Raw genomic sequence first — 22,188 nt, forward strand, 5'->3', positions numbered from 1 at the left:
TTCAGTCAGGCTGCCGGCGTTTCACCTGCCTTTCGAACATGACCATTGGCCGGCCATTATAGGTCGTGCGCCAGAATTCCTTGAAGCCCTGTTTCAGCGCGACGTTGATTGAAGCCTGGTTGCCCGGTTCGATGATGCAGGTCTTTCTGAGCGTCGGAAACTGACGGTCGGCCCAGGCGAGGGCGGCGGTCACGGCTTCCGTCGCCAGGCCGCGGCCATGGTTCTTCGGGGAAATCGCCCAGCCCGTCTCCATCGTTCCTTCGAGCGAGGGTGTGATCTGGCGATGCGCCTCGTGGAAGCCGGCTTCTCCGATGAAGGCACCGCTTTGCTTGTCCTGGATCGCGAAGAAGCCGAAACCGAAGTAATGCCACATCCCGACTTGACGCAGGAAGCGCGTCCAGGATTGCTCGCGCGTGTAGGGTACGCCGCCGGTATAGCGGTTCATTTCCTCGTCGCCGAAGAGTGCGCAATAGGGAGTGAAATCGTCGCGCCTGTAAGGGCGCAGAAGAAGCCGCTCGGTCTCGATCGTGGGCACGCTATGCATGTTCGCTCCGCTTGTTTGGCAGGAAAGGAGTAGGGTTCAGATGCCCGGTTCACCGTCCCAGTAATCTGCCTTCGACGCAGCGCGGCCGATGAAGTCGAACGATGCCTGGCTTTCGCCCGGACGCCGGGTCCTGGCCAGGAGTTTGCCGGAGTCCGGATATTCGCAGATTTCGGTCGCCGCCATGGTCGAGATGGACAGGTATTTGAGCGGCACGGTGCCGGTGTTGATGAGGTGATGCGCTGTTTCGGGTCCACCGGCTGGCGCTCCGAGCACGTCGCCCGGTCCGACCGCATGGCGTTCGCTGCCGAAACGGTACGTTCCTTCTCCCTCGAGAATGATGAACAGTTCTTCTTCGACATGGTGATTATGGAACGGACAGCCCGATTTGCCGGGCGGAACCTCGCCGTAGCCGATGCCGAGATCCTTGAGACCGAGAAGCGATCCGAAGGAGGCATCGCTGGATTCGAAAAACGAACCGCGGCGCCAGTGCTCGAGCTTCAGCTTCTTCAGATTCACGATGGGCCTTTTTGCTTCCGTCATCGCAGTCCTCCTCCGGCCGCGTCGCAGGCCCGGAACGGCCTTGTTGGAATCGGCCCGGGCGCGCCTAGGATTAGAGACAGTTGACAGGGTTACAAGCGGGTTTGCTATTCAGCAGGCCAATATCGAGGACTGCGGCACGGCAAATGGCTCACGCTCGGCGGAATTTACTTGCCATTCCGTGCCGGGCATGGTTTGACCGCCGCCTGCACCGGCCAAGGCCGGTCCGAATTTTTTCAAGACAGGTGATCCATGGCGAAGAGCAAGCCCGCCCACATCCTGATTGTGGAAGCGCGTTTCTATGACGATATGGCCGACGCAATGCTCGACGGAGCGAAGCATGCGCTGGATGCGGCCGGCGCCACTTATGATATTGTGACCGTTCCGGGGGCACTGGAAATTCCCGCGGCAATCGCCATGGCGCTCGACGGCGCCGACGAAGGCGGGGCGGAATATGACGGCTTCGTTGCGCTCGGAATGGTGATCCGTGGCGAAACCTATCATTTCGACATTGTCGCCAACGAGTCCTCGCGCGCACTGATGGACCTCGCCGTCAGCGAGAGCCTCGCGATCGGCAACGGCATTCTGACGGTCGAGAACGACGAGCAGGCCTGGGCACGGGCCCGCCGCTCGGAAGGCGATAAGGGCGGGTTCGCGGCGCGCGCCGCCCTGACCATGATCGAACTGAAGAAAAGATTGGGCGCAGACAAGTGACGAAGACCCCCTCGGATCAGCCGCTGAAACAGGTCAACCAGCGCGGTGCCGCGCGCCTCGCAGCCGTTCAGGCGCTCTATCAGATGGACGTCGGCGGGACCGGCGTCCTGGAGATCGTCGCCGAATACGAGGAGCACCGCCTCGGCAAGGAATTGGACGGCGACACCTATCTGAGGGCGGACGCCTCATGGTTCCGTTCGATCGTTGCGGGCGTCGTGCGGGACCAGCGCAAACTCGATCCATTGATCGGCTCGGCGTTGCAGGATGACTGGGCGCTTTCTCGGCTCGATTCCACCGTCCGTGCAATCCTGCGTGCCGGAACCTTTGAGATCCTGGAGCGAAAGGACGTGCCGGTCCCTGTCATCGTGACCGAATACGTCGAGATCGCCAAAGCCTTCTTCCAGGACGAGGAGCCGAAGCTCGTCAATGCCGTCCTCGACCGGATCGCCAAGCAGGTTCGCGGCGATCAGAGAAAGTAAGCGCGGGTGATCGCTGACACGACGGAAGCGGGCACGACCCTGCGCGAGGCGCGGCGCAACGTGCAGTTGCTCACCGTGGCCCAGGCGCTGCTCGGCGTTGTCGGCCCGATCAGTTTCGCCGTCGGCGGCGTTGCCGGCCATCAGCTGCTCGGGGAAGACAAGTCGCTCGCGACCGCGCCGCTCACCGCCTACAATCTCGGCATGGCGCTCGGCGTGGTGCTCGTTGCGGTGTTGTCACGACTCATCGGCCGGCGCTACGCCTTCATGGCCGGCGCGTCGATTGCCGCGTTCGGTGGCGTGCTCGCCACGGCGGCGCTTTTTCGGGAGAGCTTCTGGTTCTTCGCCTGCGGTCTCGCCGTCCTCGGAGCTTCCAACGGCTTCACGCAGAAGCTCCGCTTTGCCGCAGCCGACGCGTCGCCGTCTTTCTACAAAGCCAAGGCGATTTCCTGGATCCTGGGGGGCGGCATCGTCTCGGCGGTGCTCGGGCCACAGATCGTCATTCTCGCCGGCGATTACTTTGCGCCCGTGTGGTTTGCGGGCGCTTTCGTCGCTCTCGTACCGGTCTGCATCGCCGCGCTGTTCTTCTTCATGCCGCTACGGTTGCCTGATCGCTCACGGGCATCAACCCCGCAAAATCTGCCTCCGGCGCGCCCGCTGCGCGAGATTGCCGGCAACCAGCGATTTCTGACCGGTATGATCTGCGGGATTTCGAGCTATGTCCTTATGACCTTCATGATGACGGGTGCGCCTGTCGCCATGGTTGTCGGCTGCGGTTTTTCAAGCGATCTCGCAACCCTCGGAATTCAGTGGCACGTGCTTGCGATGTTCGCTCCGAGCTTCGTGACAGGCTGGCTGATCAGCCGCTTCGGGGCCGAACGCATCGTCGCCTGCGGCCTCCTCCTGCTGATGGCGTGCGCTGCCGTGGCTCACCTTGGTGTCGCGCTCTGGAACTTCTGGGGTGCACTGACCCTGCTCGGCCTCGGCTGGAATTTCGGCTTCATCGGTTCGACGGCGATTGTCGCGCAGAGTTATCGGCCGCATGAGGCAGACAAGGTCCAGGGCTTTCACGACATTATTCTCTTCTCGGCGGTCGCTGGTTCCTCGTTCGCCTCCGGCAAGGTGCTCTCCGCCTATGGCTGGGACATGCTGAGCGCGGCCGTATGGCCGGTGGCAGGGGTTTGCCTGCTTCTCCTTGTCCCGCTGATGCGCACGCGCAAGCAAGCCATCGCCTGAAGACCCGCTTTCACCAGAGTTTCCCGGCCCGAAAAGGCCCGCATGCGGGCAATTTCAGGGGCTTGACGATCCACATCGGCAACAGCACTCTGGCCGCGCCGCGAAAACGCGTCGCTTGAGGAGGCGGCGCGTGATTCGCGGAGAGAGGGGCCTGCGGCAGGGAGTGAGCCCGCAGGTTGTAACGGAGGAAAGTGCGAAATGACCATATTGTTGGGCGTTATCGCATGCGGGTTGCTTTCGGTGGTCTATGCCATCTGGGCGACGAGATCGGTGCTTGCCGCCGATCAGGGGAATGCCCGCATGCAAGAAATCGCAGGTTTTATCAGAGAGGGGGCGCAGGCCTACCTCACGCGTCAGTATACGACCATCGCCATCGTCGGTGTCGTCGTCTTCATCGCCGCATGGGTTCTGCTTTCAGGTGCGGCCGCCATCGGTTTCCTTATCGGTGCGGTGCTCTCGGGTGCCGCGGGCTTCATCGGCATGCATGTTTCGGTCAGAGCCAATGTCCGTACGGCTCAGGCCGCGTCGGTCAGCCTCGCCTCCGGTCTCGATATCGCTTTCAAATCCGGCGCCATCACCGGCATGCTGGTGGCCGGCCTCGCCCTCCTTGGCGTCTCGGTCTACTACCTTGTACTCACCGCAGGGCTCGGGCATGAGGCGGCCTCGCGCGAGGTGATCGATGCCCTGGTCGCGCTCGGTTTCGGGGCATCGCTGATTTCGATCTTCGCCCGTCTCGGCGGCGGCATCTTCACCAAAGGCGCCGACGTCGGCGGCGACCTCGTCGGCAAGGTCGAAGCCGGCATTCCCGAGGACGATCCGCGCAATCCGGCGACCATCGCCGACAATGTCGGCGACAATGTCGGCGACTGCGCCGGCATGGCAGCCGACCTCTTCGAAACCTATGCGGTCTCCGTCGTGGCGACGATGGTGCTTGCATCTATCTTCTTCGCCGGAGCTCCGTTGCTCGCAACCGTCATGACTTATCCGCTGGCGATCTGCGCGGCCTGCATCATCACCTCGATCATCGGCACCTTCTTCGTCAGGCTCGGCACCAACGGCTCGATCATGGGCGCGCTCTATCGCGGGCTGATCGTCACGGGCGCGCTATCGATCCTTGGTCTTGGCGCGGCGACGTCGCTGACGATCGGGTGGGGATCGATCGGATCGGTCGCCGGAATGGACATCACCGGCTGGAACCTGTTTCTCTGCGGCATCATCGGTCTTATCGTTACCGCGCTGATCGTGGTGATCACCGAATATTATACGGGGACGAACAAGCGGCCGGTGAACTCGATCGCGCAGGCCTCGGTCACCGGGCACGGCACCAACGTGATCCAGGGTCTCGCCGTGTCCCTCGAGTCGACCGCCTTGCCGGCGATCGTCATCGTCGGCGGCATCATCGCGACCTACCAGTTCGCCGGCCTCTTCGGGACCGCCATCGCCGTGACCGCCATGCTCGGCCTTGCCGGCATGATCGTGGCGCTGGACGCCTTCGGACCCGTGACCGACAATGCCGGAGGGATCGCCGAGATGTCGCATCTGCCGCCGGAGGTGCGCAAGTCGACCGACGCATTGGATGCCGTCGGCAACACCACCAAGGCCGTGACGAAGGGCTACGCGATCGGCTCCGCGGGGCTTGGTGCCCTCGTGCTCTTCGCCGCCTATTCCAACGACCTCGCCTATTTCGCAGCCAATGGCGACAAGCATCCCTATTTCCTCGACGTAGGGACGATCTCCTTCGACCTGTCGAATCCCTACGTCGTCGCCGGGCTGATCTTCGGCGGCCTTATTCCCTATCTCTTCGGCGGCATCGCGATGACTGCCGTCGGAAGGGCAGGGGGCTCCGTCGTGGAGGAGGTGCGCCGTCAGTTCAAGGAAAAGCCGGGCATCATGGAAGGCAAGGACCGGCCGGATTACGGGCGGGCCGTCGACATGCTGACGAAGGCGGCGATCCGCGAGATGATCATCCCGTCTCTGCTGCCGGTGCTGGCGCCGGTCGTCGTCTATTTCGGCGTGCTGCTGATCTCCGGCTCCAAGGCCTCGGCTTTCGCGGCGCTCGGTGCCTCGCTCCTCGGCGTTATCGTCAACGGTCTTTTCGTGGCCATCTCGATGACGTCCGGCGGCGGTGCCTGGGACAATGCGAAGAAGAGTTTCGAGGACGGGTTCGTCGATCGCAACGGCATGCGTCACATGAAGGGATCCGACGCGCACAAGGCCTCGGTGACGGGCGACACCGTCGGCGATCCCTACAAGGATACGGCCGGTCCGGCGGTCAACCCCGCGATCAAGATCACCAACATCGTGGCGCTTCTCCTGCTCGCCGTTCTCGCCTGAGGCAGGCTCCTTACACGCAGAAGGCCCGCGGGACAAAGTCTCGCGGGCCTTTTTCCTTGTGCGCCCGGCATGGGCGCATTCCTGCGGGTGGAAGTCCCGCCACGAGCTGGTCATGGCGAGCGAAGCCCCTATGCCGACCGGCTGCGGTTCGGTTACTTGCCGAAGTCCTTGAACAGATTGCGCGCGGCGGCCTGTCCTGCGCCCGGGCCGCTCAGGAGCTGACCGAGGAAGCTCGTTTCCTTGCCGCCGGTCGGCGTCGTGCGCGACAGCATATCGAAGACCTTCCCGTCCTTCATCGTGTAGTGCGCAAGCTGGCTGACGGTGCCTTCCTTGTCGAAATAGACGGCCAGGATCGACTGATCGATGATCTTCGGCTTCATGAAGGCGACCGGCCGCTTGCGGGTCTGGGAGATGTAATAGAACACTTCATTGTCGAATGTCGCGGTCGTCGAAGGCGTACCGAGCGAGAGCAGTACCTGCTCGCGGCTCGATCCGACCGGCACGAGCGCCAGCGTTTCCTGATCGACGACATAGCCCTGATGCAGGACTTCACCCACATTCGCGGACATACAGGCGGAAAGGGCGGTAGTACAAAGGGAAGCCACGAGCACGGCACGGCCCAGTACTTTGAGGTTTGTCGTCAAATACCGCTTCGTCAAGGACTGCTCCCCTGGAGTATCGATTGGCAGATCGGCCATTGCAATTCGTGCCCGCTTCGGTAAACCAGCTTCGGCTATCATGCAACATGGTCATGGGGCGCTTGCCCCTGATTTCGAGAAAGCCAGCCGGCCTCTGTGATGATTTTTGGACTGTTCAAGAAAAAAAGCGGCAATATTGCGATTGTGACACGCCAATATGCGGCGCTGACCGCAGCGGCGCGCCAGCCGTTCCTCTATACCGATCTCGATGTGCCCGACACGGTCATGGGGCGCTTCGAAATGTTGTCGGCGATTCTCATTCTCTATTTCCGCCGCACGCGCACCTCCGCACGAGCGGGCCAGGAGATCGCGCAGGAGATTGTCGACGCGTTCTTCGAGGATGTCGATCATTCCATCCGCGAGCTCGGCGTCGGCGATGTCAGCGTGCCGAAGAAGATGAAGAAACTCGCGGGCATGTTCTATGGCCGTCTCGAATCCTATGCGGCGGCGCTCGAAGGTCGGGACGCCGGCGCCCTGGCGGCCGCGTTGCGGCGCAATTTTCATGCCGGCGTGGAGGACGCGCCGTCCATGAGAGGCCTCGCCTCCTACCTTCTTGCGGTCGAGTCCGTGCTCTCGGATACAGCCGAAGAGGCAGTCGAGACCGGTCAGTTGCGCATCCCCTCGGCCGGAACGTAAGAGCGCCGTGATCGTTCGTCGATTGAAATGGCAGCGCGCCGGCCGCCGCCTTGCCGTGGCGCCGGTGCGAGGAAGGACTTGAACATGAAGCAAGAGAGCAAATCGGCATTCTCCTATCCGGTGAAAGTCGGGCATATATCGGCAAATCCCGTCACCGTGCATCTGTCGGCGAACGAGGCCGAACTGCGCGCACTTGCCAAGCTTTGGCGCGTCGACGGCGTCTCCTCCCTGACTGCGGACCTGCAGATCGCGCGCTGGAAAAAGGACGGCGTGAAGATCAGGGGCGAGGTTCGCGCGCACATCGTACAGACCTGCGTCGTGACGCTGGAGCCGGTCGAGTCGGATATTCGGGAGCCGGTGGAGGCGATCTTCGTTCCGGAGGGGTCGAAGCTCGCCCGACAGGCCGACAGCGATGGCGGCGAGATGATCGTCGACCCGGACGGGCCAGACCTGCCCGATACCTTCACGGGCGATACCATCGATGCCGGCGTCGTCGTCAGCGAGCACGCGGCGCTCGCCATCGATCCCTATCCGCGCAAGCCGGGTGCGGTTTTCGGAGCCCGCATCGAAAGCTCCGCCGAGGAAGACAAACGCCCGAACCCGTTCGCAGTGCTGAAGGACTGGAAAAAGGATTGAAACGGCTGAGGCCCGGCTTACAATTCGGTTGTCACGCAGACGAAAAGCAGTATTTTGGCCCGACTCCAGCCGAAGGGGCCGCTGCGCCGAGACATTGCAAGCCGGCCCAACCAGCAGAAGGAACATGGATCGCGCCGCTTGAATGCTTGGGGCGAGACATGTTGCGCGGCGGGAAAAAAGGATAAGACGCGCGTGGTCAGAATTTCACTGGACGTGATGGGAGGCGACTATGGTCCTGAGGTCGTCATCCCGGGCGCAGCGAGAGCGCTCGAACGCCACCCGGACATAAAGTTCGTTCTCTTTGGCCAGGAAGCGCGATGCACTGAATTGCTCGCGAAGCACCCGAAGCTCAAGGCAAGCAGCACGTTCCACGATTGCGAGATCGCCGTCGGCATGGACGAGAAGCCAAGTCAGGCGCTCCGGCGCGGACGCGGCAAGTCGAGCATGTGGAAGGCGATCGACGCGATCAATGCCGATGAAGCGGATGTGGTCGTATCGGCCGGAAACACCGGCGCCCTGATGGCGATGTCGGTGTTCTGCCTGAGAACGATGCAGGGAATACAGCGTCCGGCGATCGCCGCCATCTGGCCGACGCTGAAGGGCGAAAGCATCGTTCTCGATGTCGGTGCGACTATCGGCGCGGACGCGCAGCAGCTCATGGATTTCGCCCTGATGGGCGGCGCGATGGCTCGCGCCCTCTTCGAGGTCGAGCGGCCTTCCGTAGGCCTTCTGAATGTCGGCGTCGAGGAGATCAAGGGCCAGGAAGAGGTAAAAGAGGCCGGGCGTCTGATCCGTGAGGCGGACATCGAAGGGATAGAATATTACGGTTTCGTCGAAGGGGACGACATCGGCCGCGGCACCGTCGACGTTGTGGTCACTGAGGGTTTTTCCGGTAACATCGCGCTGAAGGCTGCCGAGGGAACGGCGCGTCAGATTGCGGAATATCTTCGCGCCGCGATGTCGCGCACGCTTCTTGCCAGGGTGGGTTATGTCTTCGCCAAGGGGGCCTTCGACCGGCTGCGCGAGAAGATGGATCCGCGCAAGGTCAATGGCGGCGTCTTCCTCGGCCTCAACGGGATTGTTATCAAGAGCCACGGTGGCGCGGACGCCGAGGGCTTCGCCGCGGCCATCGACGTCGGCTACGACATGGTGAAGAACGGCCTCAAGGCCAAGATCGAGGCCGACCTGGCACGCTATCACGGCGCCCAGCCGTCCGAAGCCCTTCCGCGGGCATGAATGATGAGGTTTGAGTAGATGATCCGTTCTGTCGTGCGCGGCTTCGGGGCAGCACTGCCGAAGCGAGTGATGACCAACAAGGAAATGGAATCCAAGGTCGACACGTCCGACGAATGGATCGTACAGCGGACCGGCATCCGCCAGCGCTATATTGCCGGCGAGGGCGAGACGACCGCATCTCTCGGGGAGGCTGCGGCGCGTGCGGCGCTCGAGCGAGCCGGCCTGACACCGGACGACATCGACCTGATCATCGTCGCAACGTCCACTCCGGACAACACCTTTCCGGCAACCGCGGTTAATATCCAGAACCGCCTCGGCATGCGTCACGGTGCGGCATTCGATATGCAGGCGGTCTGCTCCGGCTTCGTCTATGCGGTCGCGACGGCCGACGCCTATATCCGCGGCGGTCTCTCCAGACGCGCACTGGTCATCGGTGCCGAGACGTTCTCGCGCATTCTCGACTGGACGGACCGTACGACCTGCGTGCTCTTCGGCGACGGCGCCGGCGCGATCGTCCTCGAGGCGCAGGAGGGGACCGGAACTAAAACCGATCGGGGTGTCCTGACGGCACAACTGCGCTCCGACGGCGCCCACCGCGACAAGCTCTATGTCGACGGCGGGCCGTCGACGACCGGCACTGTCGGCCACCTCCGGATGGAAGGGCGCGAGGTCTTCAAACACGCGGTCGGCATGATCACCGACGTGATCGAGGCTGCTTTCGAGGCGACCGGGACCACCGCGGACGACATCGACTGGCTGGTTCCGCACCAGGCAAACCGCCGCATTATCGATGGTTCGGCGAAGAAGCTTGGAATCCCTCTCGATAAGGTTGTGGTTACCGTCGATCTGCATGGAAACACCTCCGCCGCGTCGATTCCGCTTGCCCTTGATGCCGCCGCCTCTGACGGACGTATCAAGAAGGGCGACCTCGTAATGCTCGAAGCCATGGGCGGCGGCTTCACCTGGGGCTCCATTCTCCTGCGCTGGTAAGAAAATAATGAATTGCGGCAGGCGCTTGACCGGAAAAGACAAGGGCAATAGTCTTCACTCGCTGATCGGCATGCCAGACATCGGTGGGGGAAGATGAGCGGAAAAACAGTAACGCGGGCAGACTTGGCTGAATCGGTTTTTCGCAAGGTGGGTCTGTCTCGAACGGAGTCCGCCGAACTCGTAGAGACCGTTATCGACGAGATTTGCAACGCAATCGTGCGTGGCGAGAGCGTCAAGCTGTCTTCCTTCGCAACGTTCCAGGTGCGCGACAAGAACGAGCGCATCGGCCGGAACCCGAAAACCGGCGAAGAAGTGCCGATTTCGCCGCGCCGGGTGATGACCTTCAAGGCTTCGAATGTCCTGAAGCAGCGGGTCCTGAAGGCGCATCTGAGCCGCAAATCCAAGCAGAAGCCGGCCAACCCGGCCGGCTGAACTGCCGTCGGCGCCCACAAATGCGGTTGAAAACCCATCCATAAGCCATTGAAATGGGCGTGATTCGTGTAATCATCGCATGACGACGTGCGTCGCCTGCCGATCTCGCGCGGCGAGTACGCACCGACCGGGGCCGCGCAGCGGTTGGGATAGTGAGAAATCCGTCGCAGGGGTCGATCCAGATTCCGACGCGCCTTATGGAGATGGGGACCACATGGAAAAAAGTCCGGATGCTTTCCGCACCATCAGCGAGGTCGCGGACGAGCTCGATCTCCCTCAGCACGTGCTCCGCTTCTGGGAAACGCGGTTCCAGCAGATCAAGCCGATGAAGCGTGGGGGCGGGCGGCGCTATTACCGCCCCGAGGACGTGGACCTGCTCAAGGGCATTCGCCATCTCCTCTACGATCACGGCTATACGATCAAGGGCGTGCAGAAGCTTCTGAAGGCCAACGGCAACAAGTTCGTCGCCGCCATCGCGAGCGGCGATCTTGCGACCGTCGAGGCGCTTGCAGCGTCCAGCAACGAAGAGCCGGTGCCGCCCAAGACGGGCGTGGCGGAAGAAGACCAGATCGTCGGTCGTCCCAAGGCACCGGCTAGCCGCCGCTTCTTCTCCTTCGGCGGCGGCAGCGACGAGGCCGAGATAACGGTCGGCAAAACGTCCGTCGGCAAGGAAGACAGGGCGCTGCTGCAGGAAGCGCTCTACGACCTTCTCGAATGCAAGCGTCTGCTCGATCAGGTTCGGTGATCGGGAGGCACGCGGAAACGGGCCTCGAACGCGCCGCGACGAGACCCGAGCCGGCTACCAAGCTGTTATTCTGCCGCTTCTTGCGTTGATTGCTGTTCTGTCTTCTGCTTCAGAAGGAGATTGTCGGCGGTCGACTGCTCGGCCTTTGCCACGCTCGCCGTCGTGATCTCCTTGTCCACCGTGTCGGCCGATGCCGTTGTCTTGGAATGTCCCAGGCAATCGGCTGAAGCTGCCGTCGCCGATAAGGTGAAGGCGGCTGCAAGTACGAGGATGCTCTTCATCGGGCTTCTCCTGTGGTTTGCAGGGGCAGTCTAGCCAGCGCGGCGCGTCGGTCCAAATCACAAAACTGTTGTCGTGCTGCTTGCCCTGGGGCAGCGGTTCGTTCCAATTCAAGGAACAGGTGACAAACTCCATTTTCCCCTTGCGTCGGGCGTGTGTTCCAACTAATGAGGGCGGGCTTGTAACCAAGCGGGTCGGAGCGTAGCGCAGCCCGGTAGCGCACTTGACTGGGGGTCAAGGGGTCGTGGGTTCGAATCCCGCCGCTCCGACCATTTTCCCCTTTAACTTCAATGCATTGCATTGAGTGCTTTCGTAAGCCATGCCGGTTAAATGGGAACGAAACGCGCTCAGAATCACTGTTCGGGAGCGAATAGTCCCGAAAAAGTCCCGAACGATCCCGGTCATTTGTTCTTCCTTTGTGCCTTTTTCGCACGAGAAAGTGATCCCAAGGCCTCCGCGACCTCCTCATCGAGGACGTGAGCATAGCGCGTCGTCGTCTTGATATCGGCATGGCTCAATGCCTTCTGGACCGTTTTCAGGTTTCCGGTCTTGCGCAGGAGCTTCGTCGCCAGATCATGTCGGAAATCGTGGAAGCGAAAATCCTCGACCTTGGCCTTCGCCCTGATTTTCTTCCACTGCGTTTTGAGGCCGCTATAGGTGATCGGGTACCGATCGCCCTTGTTCCTTCCTTCCCCGTCTCCCTTGTATGACGCTTTCCCTGTCCGGGTCCGCGCCGCCTGGTACGTGAAGACGAATTTCGGGTGATCACCGCGGAGCGGCAGCAGGATATCGCGGACGGTGCTCGTGATCGCCGTCTTGACCAGCCGGCCGCCTTTGCCGGTCTTGGTGATCCACCCCGTCTGCCAGTCGACCTCCGACCAGCGCAGAATGCATTCCTCGAGGCGAAGTCCCGTCGCGCGAACGAAATCGAAGATCGGCAGATAATCGGACCTGGTCGCAAGCTCGATCGCTGCACCCTCGGTCGCCTTCAACTCGCGGACGCGCTCTTTCGGCTGATACGAGGCGCATCGGCTTTTCATCTTTCGTCTACTCACGGCCCCACGCGTGCTGGGCACGTCGCCGCTGGACGAGCTCAAGAAGAGTTGGCAACGCAGCCCTGACAATCAGCCCGGCGGTTTGCTGCCGGGCCTACACTTGCATCGGAGATCGACATGGCTGGATACGGCGATAATGACGGCTTCACGGCGTACGCAACCGAAGCGGGCTATGTCTTTCCCGATGATACAACCGATGCCCAGAAGACCGCCGCACGTAGAGCGTTGGGCACTGGGCATCCTTTGCGCGGAGCGGTCGACCGTGGTACAAACCCGGCGGCGGTATGTGCAGGACATGTGGGATAGGCCTGCAGGGATGATGCCCGGGATGCGGCCCACGCCGATGCTAACCGGAAGCGTGCGCTGGGTTCGAAGCCCACACCGCCACTTCACACCAACCTTTTCGAGATCGACGCTTCAAGGTCGACGTCGCGGGTCTCACCCGGTCGGATGTAGACCGCCCGCCCCTGGGAGCGGACGCCCTGCAGCGCCTTGCTGTTGTTGGTGACCTTCATGACTGATCCTCTGGTTACGGAGCGGTGATTTCGTCGCCTTAGGCAGCGGCACCGGGCAGACGCCATTCGGTACCGCCGGTACGGGCGATGATGCCGGTTTCGAAGCCCATGATGGACTTCTGGCGCGGCTGGAGGACACGGCGCGGCATCGGCAGGTCGAAGCGGAGAACCTCCGAATCCCGGCGATACACGACCATGCGGCCGCCGCCGTCCTGGGAGGCATTCGCGAGCTCGCGCAGCGGCTGGATGTCGAGCTGCTGACCCGTTGCCGCCGTGTAGACGTTGTTGCGGCGGATGTACTCCAGGAGGGTCGGGAGGCCGTCGCCTTCGCCGAGTCGACGAGTGGCGATGAGCCGGAAGGCTTCCGGCGGAAGGCGGAGGGTGTCCACCCATTCGACTTTCGACGTGTTCTCCCGAACACTGGAGATCAGGTCGTTGATGTCGCGGAGGATCTGGTCGTTGGACTTCGCCGACCAGAAGGTCGAAGAGCCCGTGCCATCCGTGGCAACGTCGACACGCGAGACCTGCGGATCGTTGACGAAGCCGGTCCAGTTCTTCTCGGTCGTGCCGACCATGGCAGCCGAGTTGAGCAGGCGCTCGACCTTTTCGGAAGCCGACATGGCCTTGGTGCTGTTCAGATCGATGCCGTAAAGACCAGCCTGATTGACCTCCTCGAGGTTCCACTCCCAGCCGGAGCTGATCATCGCGAAGTCATATCTCATGACCGGCATAGAGCTGGATGCCGGTGCGAGCGGTGCGAACGTCCGCAACAAGGTAGCCGTCGGCGGTCCGTCGCGTGCCCGCGATCGGTGCAAGGTCTGTGAATTTCATTGTGGTCAATCCTTGCTGCGTGCTACCCGCGATGCGTGCAGGAGATGAAATCAATGGAAAAGCTCGTGGACCTTGAGGCGCCGCAGATCTGGCGCGGCGCTATCTTCCGCGTGAAAGGCTCTCATCCCTACGAAGAGCTGATAGACTTCATGTTAGTGGAAACTACCGAGGCAGCACGCCCTCTTGGGATTATGGTGGCCACGGGTCACAGCGCGGGACACACGTTCCTTCATCTGCCGCCGGAGGCACTCGCCTCAAGAGACAAGGCCATTTCTACCGCCTGGCTGAAGGCAAACTGGATGCAGTGGGTCTACCCCGAGTGCCCGGTCGAGGAAGTGCTCTTTATCGAGCGTTACGTGATTCAACAGTAGGCGACCGATGGATTTCGAGACGTTGGAGTATCAGGAAATCGCCGCCAAGTTGAAGCGCGACGGATGGGCAATCAAATACATCTGGTCGGGCGAGCGCGATGCCTTCAAAAATTGGCTCTCCGAGAGCCACGGGATTAAGGCAACCGACGTCGACGGCGGCTACTCGTTCTGGATTGTTGATCACTACTGGGAGGCTCCGCCTACCGCGAAGAACAGCTATGAAGCCTGGTATAACTTTGGCTTTGAGCTAGAACTCGACCCAGATTTAACGCCCGATCGCGTCGGGTTTAGGCTTGGCCGGTCTAGAAGACGCTGACGACGGCGATATGGCGGCGGCAGTCAGTTCGCGCCCCATAGGCGCGCCTTGATGCGGGTCTCCAGCAGCTTGCCCATGAGGTTCAGCCGCTTTTCTTCCGCTTCGATCGCCTCGATCTGCGGCTTCTTCGCCTGCCAGTCGCGGATGCTGTCGAATGCCGGGATGTCGACGATCTTCTTGGGGAGCCAAGCGCCCCGATAGGCGTTGAGCAGCTCCTTCTGGTGAGCATCGGCATCGAGCAGAACGTCGAGGCCGCCCTTGTCCCTGCTGGTGCCGATGTTGGCTACCATGTTCGTCAGGCTGTCGCGGACGAATGCAATTATGTTACCCATACCCGTTCTAGTTGATTCACTATTCCGCCGGCTTAACAGCCCAGCAGAGGGTACGAATTTGAAATCGGTGGTCATCGCCAGTTTGAACGCCAAACTCCAACCGATTCACCGCGGTGAGTTGGAAGACGCATTCGACGATCTCATGCGAAGGAAGGGCTTTGGCATGCGTGTGGTCGGCGGAGGAACGTTGCAGGAGGAGAGCGGAGAGATTGCTCATTGTGATATCGAGATCGAAATCGACGAACTCAACGATGAAAACGTCCAGCTTGTAGTTCGTGCCTTGGAGTCAATGCTCGCTCCCAAAGGCTCCCGCTTGCATATCCCCGCTCAGGACCGTGTTCTCGATTTTGGCAGGCACGAAGGGTTGGCGCTCTACATCAATGGCACCGACCTGCCGCCTGAGGTTTATGCCAACAGTGACGTCAACTTCGTCTTTCAGGAATGTGACCGCCTCTTGGAAGGCGCGGCCTTTGTAAACAGCCACTGGGAAGGCCCTTTGGAAACCGCGCTATACATGTATGGAAAGAATTTCCAAGACATGTACCAACGGCTGCTGCCTCTTCTGGAAAACTACCCGCTGTGCCAGAAGAGCCGTATCGTCCAGATCGCGTAAGTTACATCGTCATTTCAGACATTCGCCAAGGTGAACGTGCTGGCGCTCAACAGTGCATTGAACTGGCGCGTGATCGTCTCCCCGAATTCCTTCCTGACTGCCTCAACGACGATCGAAGGTGCGTCGAAGCAGGCGAGGCTTTGTACGATTAAGGTTTTCACCTCCTCGCTGAGTTTTCCTTTTGCCATGTCTGTGTCAGGCTCCGGTCAGGTCGACTTATCACCCGAAGGCGAACATCAGTGGATCCGCTGCACCCTGTCATGAACAACACGAAGTGGGACGAGCTGCGCTTGGCGATGCACGCGCTTGATCCGCGGCCGCTCTGGCGTTGCAAGGACGTCAACGGCCACTATTCCGATGATGACCGCGAGTGGTTCTATCATTTTCGGTCAGGCGGATATGCGAGCATTCTCTACGCAGACATCACGGCTGATGATCCCTCTCATCGAGAGGCGATCAGAGCTGCCCTGCAGGCGATCCACCTACCTGGGGAAGAGACGGAGGCTGGGTTCCGGGTCTTCGGCTACGGCGCGAAAGGCCAGACGTTAGACTACCTCTGACCTCAAGCCACCTTGAGCTGGCAGGTGCCGCAAGTGTGGGCGATATGTGCCCGGGCGATCTCCGGCGGCCGGTTGGCTGCATCTACGATAGCGCGGATACCGGCTGCATCTGCCCCATAGCGGCGGACGACGCCAACGAACTCTTCCACGACATGGCCACGGATGGTGAAGACCGGCCGTCCGGTTGATCGGCTGAATTTCGGAGCGCCGAATGCATCGGTCTCCTGCGCTGCGTGGTAGAGCTCGTGCTCGACCAGCGCCATGAACTCGGCGTCACCACATGCCCGGCAATATTCGGCGTCAAGCGTGATGATGAAATCCGGGACGAAGCCGAACCACTGCTTGATCTGCATCTCGGCACGGGCGCGGGCCCACTTGCCCATAGCGCCCTGAGGCTTTCCCTCTTTGCACTGGCCGATGATGCGGCGGCCCTTGCAGCTGTTCTCAACGACGGTCCAGAGGAAGCCGATCTCGGCATGCGTTTAGGTGCGCGTGCTCCTCGTTGTGGAGCGGAGAAGCCGGGTCCAGGAAAGTTGCCTCTACCCGTTCCGGCAAGTCGTCGGGTGGGGACGAAGCGTGGAGAGTTGATGTCCTCGAAGATTGAGGATGGCGGCTGAGGCCTCACAGGCCGATGTCCCGGAGCTCGAAGACCAGTACCCACCGGTAGGTCGTCTTGTAAACGGCCTGAAAAAGCTCGTAGCCTTTGGCGCGCCACTCGTTGGCGACACGATCGAGTCATCCTCTCCACCTTCCACTTCCACAAAGCGGTAGTGCATGGGCGTTCTCCTCTAAGCGAAAGCCCCGCTACCTGTACTGCGGCGGGGCGAAATTCAGTGCCAGGATCAATTTTGACGATTATTATTTATTCCTAATTAACTGATCCTATTAGCCATTCTCTAAACGGTCCCGGCGTATAACCACTGACATCTGAGGGGAAAACTCGGACAAGCCATTTTAACGCCGGAGAAAACTACATGAAGAAGCTTTTTTCGAAGTTGGCCCGCGATGAATCGGGTGCAACCGCTATTGAGTACGGTCTCATCGCTGCTCTCATCTCTGTTGCGCTCATCGGTGGCGCCGGTCTGCTTGGTGAATCGCTCGATACCACGTTCACCAATCTCTCGACCACGTTGGACAATAACCAGCCTGGTGGTGGCGGCGGTGGTGGTGGCGGACAACAATAACCGCTTCTTAACTCGAAGGTTATAGTCCTTCAGACGAACTTGCTCCTCACGAGCTTGTTCAGCACCAACTAGAAACCGGTCACTGCAAACGCGGCGACCGGTCTTTTCTTTTCTGAGGTCTGCTCGGGAAGCACGCCGTAACGCAAGCCACGCGGCTTAGCAGTTGCCCTGCCTGCGCTCTCAACCGGCTGTTGAAAAAGATGTTCACGCGCTGACGCTGGATCTTCGCAAACCAGCCCCTCGCGGATAAGCTCCGAGCATGAAGTTCAGAGAGTTGACATCTGTCGGCCACAACATCGCCGATTCTTTCGCGAGCGGGATGGGATTCTTGATCGGCGTCTACGAAATGGACGTATTTCGAGAGGCTGCGGCCAGCCCCGAGGGTTACATTCTTGTCGATTTCATCGCAGGCACATCCTCGGGCGCTCAGCCTTCGGCGTCATTGGCGAAAGCAATCTCTCATTACGCACGAGCCTTGGATGGGCTCTGCCAGCGACATGGAAATAGAGCTGAAGCTTTCCGCGAGCTAAAAGCCCGCTACTCGCTGGATTCGCGAGGGCCCCGTTTCGTGGTCACGGTCGAAGACCAAAGTGGCCGTCGCTCGGTGGATGAATATCTCGGGCTGCCGGGCAGACGCGTAATGGAACTGGACGACCTAGGTCGAGTTCGCCCCAAGCGGCGGTATACCTAGAAGACAGCTGGATGAGTCTGGACCTTGTAGCAGACGGTGCGGAAGCGGTTCCTTCTTCGTCTAGACCTCTCTCCTGGGGGTCAAGGGGTCGTGGGTTCGAATCCCGCCGCTCCGACCATTAAATCAATCACTTAGCCCCCATGGAGTGATTGAGCGATCTTCAGCATTTCGACGTTTAGAGTTTTTGATTCGATCTTGTCGGCTGCTGCCGGTGCCGTCGCGCGGCCATTCGCCGGTAAATTTCTTCCGTTCCATCGAGCATCCGTTCCAGCGTGAAGCGGTCCTTTCGCGCCGCGGCCGCGCCGGCAAGACGCGGAAACATATCCGGATCGGCTGCCGCGATCATCGCTCGCGCAAGCGGCGAAACGTCCTCGCTGTTTGGAACGATGTAGCCGTTTTCTCCATCGTCGACGGCCGTTCTGGCGCCGCCGACATCGGAGATGATGATCGGCCGGCCGGCGGCGGCTGCTTCGAGCATGACATAGGACATAGCCTCGTAGCGGCTCGGCATCACAAGAAGATCGAATGCGTGCACCGCCTGAGGTCCCGTGAAGGCCGAGCTCAGATGGATGCGGCTCCGCAGACCGCTTGCGGCGATTCCGGCGCGTACCTCTTCCTCCAATTCGCCCGAGCCGACCATCACCAGGTGGCTGTCCCGGACGGACGATGCGACCATGCCGAAGGCATTGAGGAGGCGCTCGGGCGCTTTTTGCGCCGAGAGCCGGCCGATGAAGCCGAAGACGAAGGCGTCGGCCGGAATGCCGAAACTGGCGCGCACCGTCTGCGCCATGTCGGGCGAGGGCGTCTCGACGCCGTTGACGACGACCGACATGCCTCGGTCCGAAATGCCGAGAGATAGCGCATGCGCAAATTCGTCACCGGAGACGGTGACGAGATGATCGGTGAAGAAGCGGGCGAGAAGTGTTTCGATCCCACCGTAGATCATCCGGCCGCCGCGCCCGAGCGTCGGGTCCATCGTCCTGAAGGCATGCGGCGTGTAGACGCGCGGCACGTGTCTTCCCGGCAGGCGAAGGCGCGTCAGGGCTCCCGCCTTGGAACTGTGGCCGTGAATGACGTCGAACGGACCGGCAGTGCGGATGATGCGATTTATGGCGCGAAAGCAGGCCCAGTCGGAGGGACCGGGCGCCCGGTGCATGTCGACGGCATGGATGGCGGGAAGCCCGAGCGCCTTGAGCTCGCGCACGAAGCCGTCTTCGGCCCGAACCGGAGAATAGATCGCCTCGACATGATGGCCGCGCGCGAGCATGCCGCGGCACAGATCAAGAAAGTGGCGCCCGGACCCGCCGCCGCTCGGCTCCAAAACTTCGAGCAGGCGCAAAGGGGTAACGAGCGGCTCGAGCGCCGCGGCATTGCCCGTGGTCATGCGGACGTTCCGGAGCGGGGCTGCCTTCGATGGCGATGTTCCAGCGCGGCGCATCCCCAGACGATGCCGAGAAGCAGATAGAAATGGCGCCAGTGATCCGTGTCGATTACGTTGCCGATGCCGACATGGCCGATCAGCGTGATCCAGGCGACCATCAGATAAGGTTGCCATGGCCGCTCGAGGAGCAGGAACCGGAAACCGAGCGACAGCGTCCAAAGGATGAGCGTGACATAGGCGACGAAGCCGAGCCAACCATAGGATGTCAGGCTCTTCAGGAGGACATTGTGCTCGTCCTCCGGAAACATGGTGCTGAACACCATCGGGCCGATGCCGAACGGCTTTTCCATTGCCATCACAAAGCCGAGCCGGTGGCGGTCGAAGCGCCCGAGATGGCCCCCGTCATAATCCTGCACGAGCTGGGTGCGGCTCGAAAAGAGAGACGCGACCTGGTCCGACTGCAGGGCAACCGCGAGCGCAGCAACGACGAACAGGGCGCCGGAGAGCGTCATCACGAGAATTCGGAGGCGGAAGAGACCGCTGCGCTGCTTGAGCAACATGACGAATACGAGAGCGACGGCGCAGAAGAGGTCGAGAGCCCAGGCCGCGCGCGAGAAGGAGAGGAAAACGCCGAGCGTGAGCACGAGCAGGCCGGCGACCTTCAGGGGTGCCCGGCTGAGCGGCTGCGTCAGAAGCCCGTGAAGGAGGTAAAGGGAGGGGCCCACGAGGAACGGTCCGAAAACATTCGGGTCCTGAAACGCTCCTTTTGCGCGATCGTAGAGCGTGAAGTTCGCCGCACCCGGTATCGCGCCGAAATAGCCGAGAATGCCGAGGAGGGCGGTCATGATTGCGGCCGCCACCCAGGCGTTGAGGATGAGTGGCAGACGCTGATGACGGTCTTCTATAATGGCCGCAAAAAAGACCGCCGTCAGACAGAGGAAGCCGGTCACGGCCATATACATGGGCCCGGTTCCAAGATCGGCCATTACCGTCAGCGACAGGATGCCGCCGATCATGAACAGGACGAGAAGGACCGTGAGCGGAGCGGTGGCACGGGAGATCCTCAGGCCGAAAAGCGCCCAGAGGCCGACGAGCCCCGCCATGAAGATCTCGTAGGGCGCGGGTTCGGCGATGACGAAGCCGGACAGGAATACGCCAAGCGTTACGAGGCACGAGCCCACGAGCGAAATCGCGGCAAGCTGCGGGCGTAGGATAACCGGCCGCGATGCGGTAACGGCGTTCAATAGGCGTTTTCCGTATTGAGCAGCCGGAACGGCGTCATGATGAGAATCTTCAGGTCGAGGAGCAGCGACCAGTTCTCGATGTAGTAGAGGTCGAATGCCGTCCGGAACCGAATCTTTTCGTCATTGTCGATCTCGCCGCGCCAGCCGTTGATCTGTGCCCAGCCGGTCACTCCCGGCTTGACGCGATGCCGGGCAAAATAGCCTTCGACGACATCGGAATAGGTTCGATCCTTCGTCTGCGCGAGCACGGCGTGGGGGCGCGGCCCCACGAGCGAGAGCTCGCCTTTCAGCACATTGAAGAACTGGGGTAACTCGTCGATCGAGGATTTGCGCAGGAATCGGCCGACCGGCGTCACGCGCGGGTCGTTCTTGGTCACGGCGTTACGCGCGCTCGGGTCGCTCAAATGCGTGTACATCGAACGGAACTTGTAGACCTCTATGGTCTCGTTGTTGAAGCCGTGGCGGTGCTGCTTGAAAATGATCGGACCGGGCGAGGTGACTTTCACGGCAATCGCGGCAGCAACCATGACGGGCCAGAGCAGGGCGAGCGCCACGAGACTGAAAAAAATGTCGAAGCATCGCTTGGCCACGGAATCCCAATCGGCAATCGGCTTGTCGAAGAGGTCGAGCATCGGGACCTGCCCGACATGCGAGTAGCTGCGCGGGCGGAAACGGAGATTGTTGGCGTGCGCCGCAAGCCGAATGTCGAGCGGAAGAACCCACAGCTTGCGGAGAAGCTCGAGGATACGCTTTTCGGCAGTCAGCGGTAGCGAGATGATCAACATGTCGATGCGGGCGAGGCGGGCGAATTCGACCAGCTCGTCGACCGTCCCCAGCTTCGGATAGCCGGCAATCACATTCGGGGACCGGCGCTCGTCGCGATCGTCGAAAATGCCGCAAATGCGGATGTCGTTGTCCGGCTGATGCTCGACCTCCCGGATGAGATCCTTCGCGGGCTGGCCGCCGCCGACGATGACGGCCCGCCGTTCCATGGTGCCGTTTCTCGCCCAGTGGCGGATCGAATAGGCGATGAATGCGCGCTCTGCGACGAGGAAAAGCGCGCCGAAGAGGAACCAGGCACCGATCCAGAACCGCGAGTAGAGATGTCCCGATTTGAGAAAGAAGAGACTAAGCGCAATCACGCCGAAGGCAGCCGTCCAGGCGCCGATGATTCGCGGCGTCATCCTGAGCCAGGCGCGAAGAGCCGGCACCTGATAGGCATCGGCGAGCTGCATGACGGCGACGGCGAGGGCGGGGCCACCGGCAAGGATAAGGAGATAGACCGGCAGTTGGTCGAGCGTCGGTGCGACATACTGGGCATTGATGCCGTAGCCGATCGCAAAAAGCGCGCAGAAGTCCAGAAGCCGGATAAGACCGGTGATCATCGCCGGGGTATAGGTGTCCGCACGGAATTGAAGGGCGATTTGTCGCGCCAGTGGGTTGAGACCCGCTTTGCTTCTTCCCTCGTTCTTTTGCTCGGTGGTGCTCTTGCCGATCTCCGACACCTTCTTGCGAAGTGCTTCGGGGTCGAAGGTCTCTGGCCTGTCAAACTGGTTCATGTTCGCTTTCCGGCGCTGAAGTCCTTAGCCCGGATAGCAGAAA

General features: G+C 61.2%; 25 protein-coding genes, 1 tRNA gene and 6 pseudogenes. 18 read left to right on the forward strand and 14 right to left on the reverse strand.

The genetic code is table 11. From position 1 onward, the window contains the following. Nucleotide 1: 1 nt before the first annotated feature. Nucleotides 2–544, reverse strand: a complete 543-nt coding sequence (locus SINAR_RS0115815) for a GNAT family N-acetyltransferase (protein WP_028000010.1) — start codon at nt 542–544, stop codon at nt 2–4. A gap of 36 nt (nt 545–580) precedes the next feature. Beyond that, nucleotides 581–1,084, reverse strand: a complete 504-nt coding sequence (locus SINAR_RS0115820) for a cupin domain-containing protein (RefSeq protein ID WP_028000011.1) — start codon at nt 1,082–1,084, stop codon at nt 581–583. Between the two features lie 249 nt (nt 1,085–1,333). Here SINAR_RS0115820 and ribH point away from each other — a divergent pair, with 249 nt between their 5' ends. The 4 genes from ribH to SINAR_RS0115840 all read left to right on the forward strand — a co-directional run bounded on the left by ribH (nt 1,334) and on the right by SINAR_RS0115840 (nt 5,841). Then, on the forward strand, nt 1,334–1,795 hold the full coding sequence (ribH, locus tag SINAR_RS0115825) for a 6,7-dimethyl-8-ribityllumazine synthase (protein WP_028000012.1): 462 nt from the start codon (nt 1,334–1,336) through the stop codon (nt 1,793–1,795). Beyond that, entirely contained in the window at nt 1,792–2,274 is a 483-nt protein-coding gene (nusB, locus tag SINAR_RS0115830; RefSeq protein WP_028000013.1) for a transcription antitermination factor NusB, read from the forward strand. The genes ribH and nusB overlap by 4 nt, the downstream gene beginning before the upstream one ends. Nucleotides 2,275–2,280: 6 nt before the next feature. Further along, nucleotides 2,281–3,507: an MFS transporter gene (locus tag SINAR_RS0115835; RefSeq protein WP_028000014.1), complete on the forward strand. Its 1,227-nt coding sequence runs from the start codon at nt 2,281–2,283 to the stop codon at nt 3,505–3,507. A gap of 198 nt (nt 3,508–3,705) precedes the next feature. Beyond that, a complete protein-coding gene (locus tag SINAR_RS0115840; RefSeq protein ID WP_028000015.1) occupies nt 3,706–5,841 on the forward strand; it encodes a sodium-translocating pyrophosphatase in 2,136 nt (711 codons plus the stop codon). A 152-nt stretch (nt 5,842–5,993) separates the two neighbouring features. Here the strand turns inward: SINAR_RS0115840 and SINAR_RS0115845 are convergent, their stop codons facing one another. Continuing rightward, on the reverse strand, nt 5,994–6,500 hold the full coding sequence (locus tag SINAR_RS0115845) for an outer membrane protein assembly factor BamE (protein WP_028000016.1): 507 nt from the start codon (nt 6,498–6,500) through the stop codon (nt 5,994–5,996). Nucleotides 6,501–6,638: 138 nt separating this feature from the next. Between SINAR_RS0115845 and SINAR_RS0115850 the strand changes: the two genes are divergently transcribed. The 6 genes from SINAR_RS0115850 to SINAR_RS0115875 all read left to right on the forward strand — a co-directional run bounded on the left by SINAR_RS0115850 (nt 6,639) and on the right by SINAR_RS0115875 (nt 11,214). After that, on the forward strand, nt 6,639–7,175 hold the full coding sequence (locus SINAR_RS0115850; protein ID WP_028000017.1) for a ubiquinol-cytochrome C chaperone family protein: 537 nt from the start codon (nt 6,639–6,641) through the stop codon (nt 7,173–7,175). An 84-nt stretch (nt 7,176–7,259) separates the two neighbouring features. After that, nucleotides 7,260–7,811, forward strand: coding sequence for a YceD family protein (locus tag SINAR_RS0115855; RefSeq protein ID WP_028000018.1), 552 nt, complete (start codon nt 7,260–7,262; stop codon nt 7,809–7,811). Between the two features lie 192 nt (nt 7,812–8,003). Further along, nucleotides 8,004–9,047: a phosphate acyltransferase PlsX gene (gene plsX / locus SINAR_RS0115860; protein ID WP_028000019.1), complete on the forward strand. Its 1,044-nt coding sequence runs from the start codon at nt 8,004–8,006 to the stop codon at nt 9,045–9,047. An 18-nt stretch (nt 9,048–9,065) separates the two neighbouring features. Continuing rightward, nucleotides 9,066–10,037 carry a beta-ketoacyl-ACP synthase III gene (locus SINAR_RS0115865; RefSeq protein WP_028000020.1) on the forward strand — a complete coding sequence of 324 codons (972 nt, stop codon included), beginning with the start codon at nt 9,066–9,068 and terminating at the stop codon, nt 10,035–10,037. A gap of 93 nt (nt 10,038–10,130) precedes the next feature. After that, a complete protein-coding gene (locus SINAR_RS0115870) occupies nt 10,131–10,469 on the forward strand; it encodes an integration host factor subunit alpha (protein WP_028000021.1) in 339 nt (112 codons plus the stop codon). Nucleotides 10,470–10,683: 214 nt separating this feature from the next. Further along, complete coding sequence (locus SINAR_RS0115875) at nt 10,684–11,214, forward strand: MerR family transcriptional regulator (protein WP_028000022.1); 531 nt, start codon at nt 10,684–10,686, stop codon at nt 11,212–11,214. 65 nt (nt 11,215–11,279) lie between these two features. On the opposite strand, the gene SINAR_RS0115880 is transcribed toward SINAR_RS0115875, so the two are convergent. After that, complete coding sequence (locus tag SINAR_RS0115880) at nt 11,280–11,495, reverse strand: hypothetical protein (RefSeq protein WP_028000023.1); 216 nt, start codon at nt 11,493–11,495, stop codon at nt 11,280–11,282. A gap of 193 nt (nt 11,496–11,688) precedes the next feature. Here SINAR_RS0115880 and SINAR_RS0115885 point away from each other — a divergent pair. Next, a tRNA-Pro gene (locus SINAR_RS0115885) sits at nt 11,689–11,765 on the forward strand. Nucleotides 11,766–11,894: 129 nt separating this feature from the next. Here SINAR_RS0115885 and SINAR_RS01000000133560 read toward each other — a convergent pair. Further along, complete coding sequence (locus SINAR_RS01000000133560) at nt 11,895–12,533, reverse strand: site-specific integrase (RefSeq protein ID WP_234710614.1); 639 nt, start codon at nt 12,531–12,533, stop codon at nt 11,895–11,897. A 132-nt stretch (nt 12,534–12,665) separates the two neighbouring features. On the opposite strand from SINAR_RS01000000133560, the pseudogene SINAR_RS1000000138640 reads away from it, so the two are divergent. Then, nucleotides 12,666–12,770 (forward strand): annotated as a pseudogene (locus SINAR_RS1000000138640) (DnaT-like ssDNA-binding protein); the annotation flags it as partial. A 167-nt stretch (nt 12,771–12,937) separates the two neighbouring features. Here SINAR_RS1000000138640 and SINAR_RS1000000138180 read toward each other — a convergent pair. From SINAR_RS1000000138180 to SINAR_RS1000000138645, 3 genes and pseudogenes are all read right to left on the reverse strand, one after another. Continuing rightward, nucleotides 12,938–13,063: a hypothetical protein gene (locus tag SINAR_RS1000000138180; protein ID WP_272913688.1), complete on the reverse strand. Its 126-nt coding sequence runs from the start codon at nt 13,061–13,063 to the stop codon at nt 12,938–12,940. 38 nt (nt 13,064–13,101) lie between these two features. Beyond that, a pseudogene (locus SINAR_RS01000000133565) lies at nt 13,102–13,779 on the reverse strand (major capsid family protein); the annotation flags it as partial. Then, nucleotides 13,778–13,894 (reverse strand): annotated as a pseudogene (locus SINAR_RS1000000138645) (DUF2213 domain-containing protein); the annotation flags it as partial. The pseudogenes SINAR_RS1000000138645 and SINAR_RS01000000133565, both read right to left, overlap by 2 nt. Before the next feature lie 53 nt (nt 13,895–13,947). On the opposite strand from SINAR_RS1000000138645, the gene imm45 reads away from it, so the two are divergent. After that, nucleotides 13,948–14,265: an Imm45 family immunity protein gene (gene imm45, locus SINAR_RS0115910; protein ID WP_050577511.1), complete on the forward strand. Its 318-nt coding sequence runs from the start codon at nt 13,948–13,950 to the stop codon at nt 14,263–14,265. Between the two features lie 7 nt (nt 14,266–14,272). Then, nucleotides 14,273–14,581 carry a hypothetical protein gene (locus SINAR_RS0115915; RefSeq protein ID WP_028000025.1) on the forward strand — a complete coding sequence of 103 codons (309 nt, stop codon included), beginning with the start codon at nt 14,273–14,275 and terminating at the stop codon, nt 14,579–14,581. A 32-nt stretch (nt 14,582–14,613) separates the two neighbouring features. Here the strand turns inward: SINAR_RS0115915 and SINAR_RS0115920 are convergent. Continuing rightward, a pseudogene (locus SINAR_RS0115920) lies at nt 14,614–14,913 on the reverse strand (anti-CBASS protein Acb1 family protein); the annotation flags it as partial. Nucleotides 14,914–14,980: 67 nt separating this feature from the next. Here SINAR_RS0115920 and SINAR_RS0115925 point away from each other — a divergent pair. Further along, complete coding sequence (locus SINAR_RS0115925) at nt 14,981–15,526, forward strand: hypothetical protein (RefSeq protein WP_234710650.1); 546 nt, start codon at nt 14,981–14,983, stop codon at nt 15,524–15,526. Nucleotides 15,527–15,540: 14 nt separating this feature from the next. Here SINAR_RS0115925 and SINAR_RS1000000135440 read toward each other — a convergent pair whose 3' ends face one another. Next, nucleotides 15,541–15,714, reverse strand: a complete 174-nt coding sequence (locus tag SINAR_RS1000000135440; protein WP_150823948.1) for a DUF2280 domain-containing protein — start codon at nt 15,712–15,714, stop codon at nt 15,541–15,543. Nucleotides 15,715–15,786: 72 nt separating this feature from the next. Here SINAR_RS1000000135440 and SINAR_RS0115935 point away from each other — a divergent pair, with 72 nt between their 5' ends. After that, complete coding sequence (locus tag SINAR_RS0115935; protein ID WP_028000028.1) at nt 15,787–16,086, forward strand: DUF6678 family protein; 300 nt, start codon at nt 15,787–15,789, stop codon at nt 16,084–16,086. A gap of 2 nt (nt 16,087–16,088) precedes the next feature. Here the strand turns inward: SINAR_RS0115935 and SINAR_RS01000000133570 are convergent. After that, nucleotides 16,089–16,711: pseudogene (locus tag SINAR_RS01000000133570) on the reverse strand (putative metallopeptidase). A 349-nt stretch (nt 16,712–17,060) separates the two neighbouring features. Between SINAR_RS01000000133570 and SINAR_RS0115945 the strand changes: the two are divergent. Next, entirely contained in the window at nt 17,061–17,270 is a 210-nt protein-coding gene (locus SINAR_RS0115945; protein WP_028000029.1) for a Flp family type IVb pilin, read from the forward strand. A gap of 259 nt (nt 17,271–17,529) precedes the next feature. After that, nucleotides 17,530–17,961, forward strand: coding sequence for a hypothetical protein (locus tag SINAR_RS0115950; RefSeq protein WP_028000030.1), 432 nt, complete (start codon nt 17,530–17,532; stop codon nt 17,959–17,961). A gap of 131 nt (nt 17,962–18,092) precedes the next feature. Here SINAR_RS0115950 and SINAR_RS01000000133575 read toward each other — a convergent pair. The 3 genes and pseudogenes from SINAR_RS01000000133575 to SINAR_RS0115965 all read right to left on the reverse strand — a co-directional run bounded on the left by SINAR_RS01000000133575 (nt 18,093) and on the right by SINAR_RS0115965 (nt 22,145). Next, a pseudogene (locus SINAR_RS01000000133575) lies at nt 18,093–19,345 on the reverse strand (glycosyltransferase family 4 protein). After that, nucleotides 19,342–20,586: an O-antigen ligase family protein gene (locus SINAR_RS0115960; RefSeq protein ID WP_028000031.1), complete on the reverse strand. Its 1,245-nt coding sequence runs from the start codon at nt 20,584–20,586 to the stop codon at nt 19,342–19,344. Before SINAR_RS0115960 ends, SINAR_RS01000000133575 begins: the two are co-directional and overlap by 4 nt. Beyond that, nucleotides 20,583–22,145: an undecaprenyl-phosphate glucose phosphotransferase gene (locus SINAR_RS0115965; RefSeq protein WP_028000032.1), complete on the reverse strand. Its 1,563-nt coding sequence runs from the start codon at nt 22,143–22,145 to the stop codon at nt 20,583–20,585. The genes SINAR_RS0115960 and SINAR_RS0115965 overlap by 4 nt, the downstream gene beginning before the upstream one ends. Nucleotides 22,146–22,188 lie beyond the last annotated feature (43 nt).

Origin of the sequence: Sinorhizobium arboris LMG 14919, from assembly GCF_000427465.1 — a bacterium.
In the GTDB taxonomy this organism is placed as follows: domain Bacteria; phylum Pseudomonadota; class Alphaproteobacteria; order Rhizobiales; family Rhizobiaceae; genus Sinorhizobium; species Sinorhizobium arboris.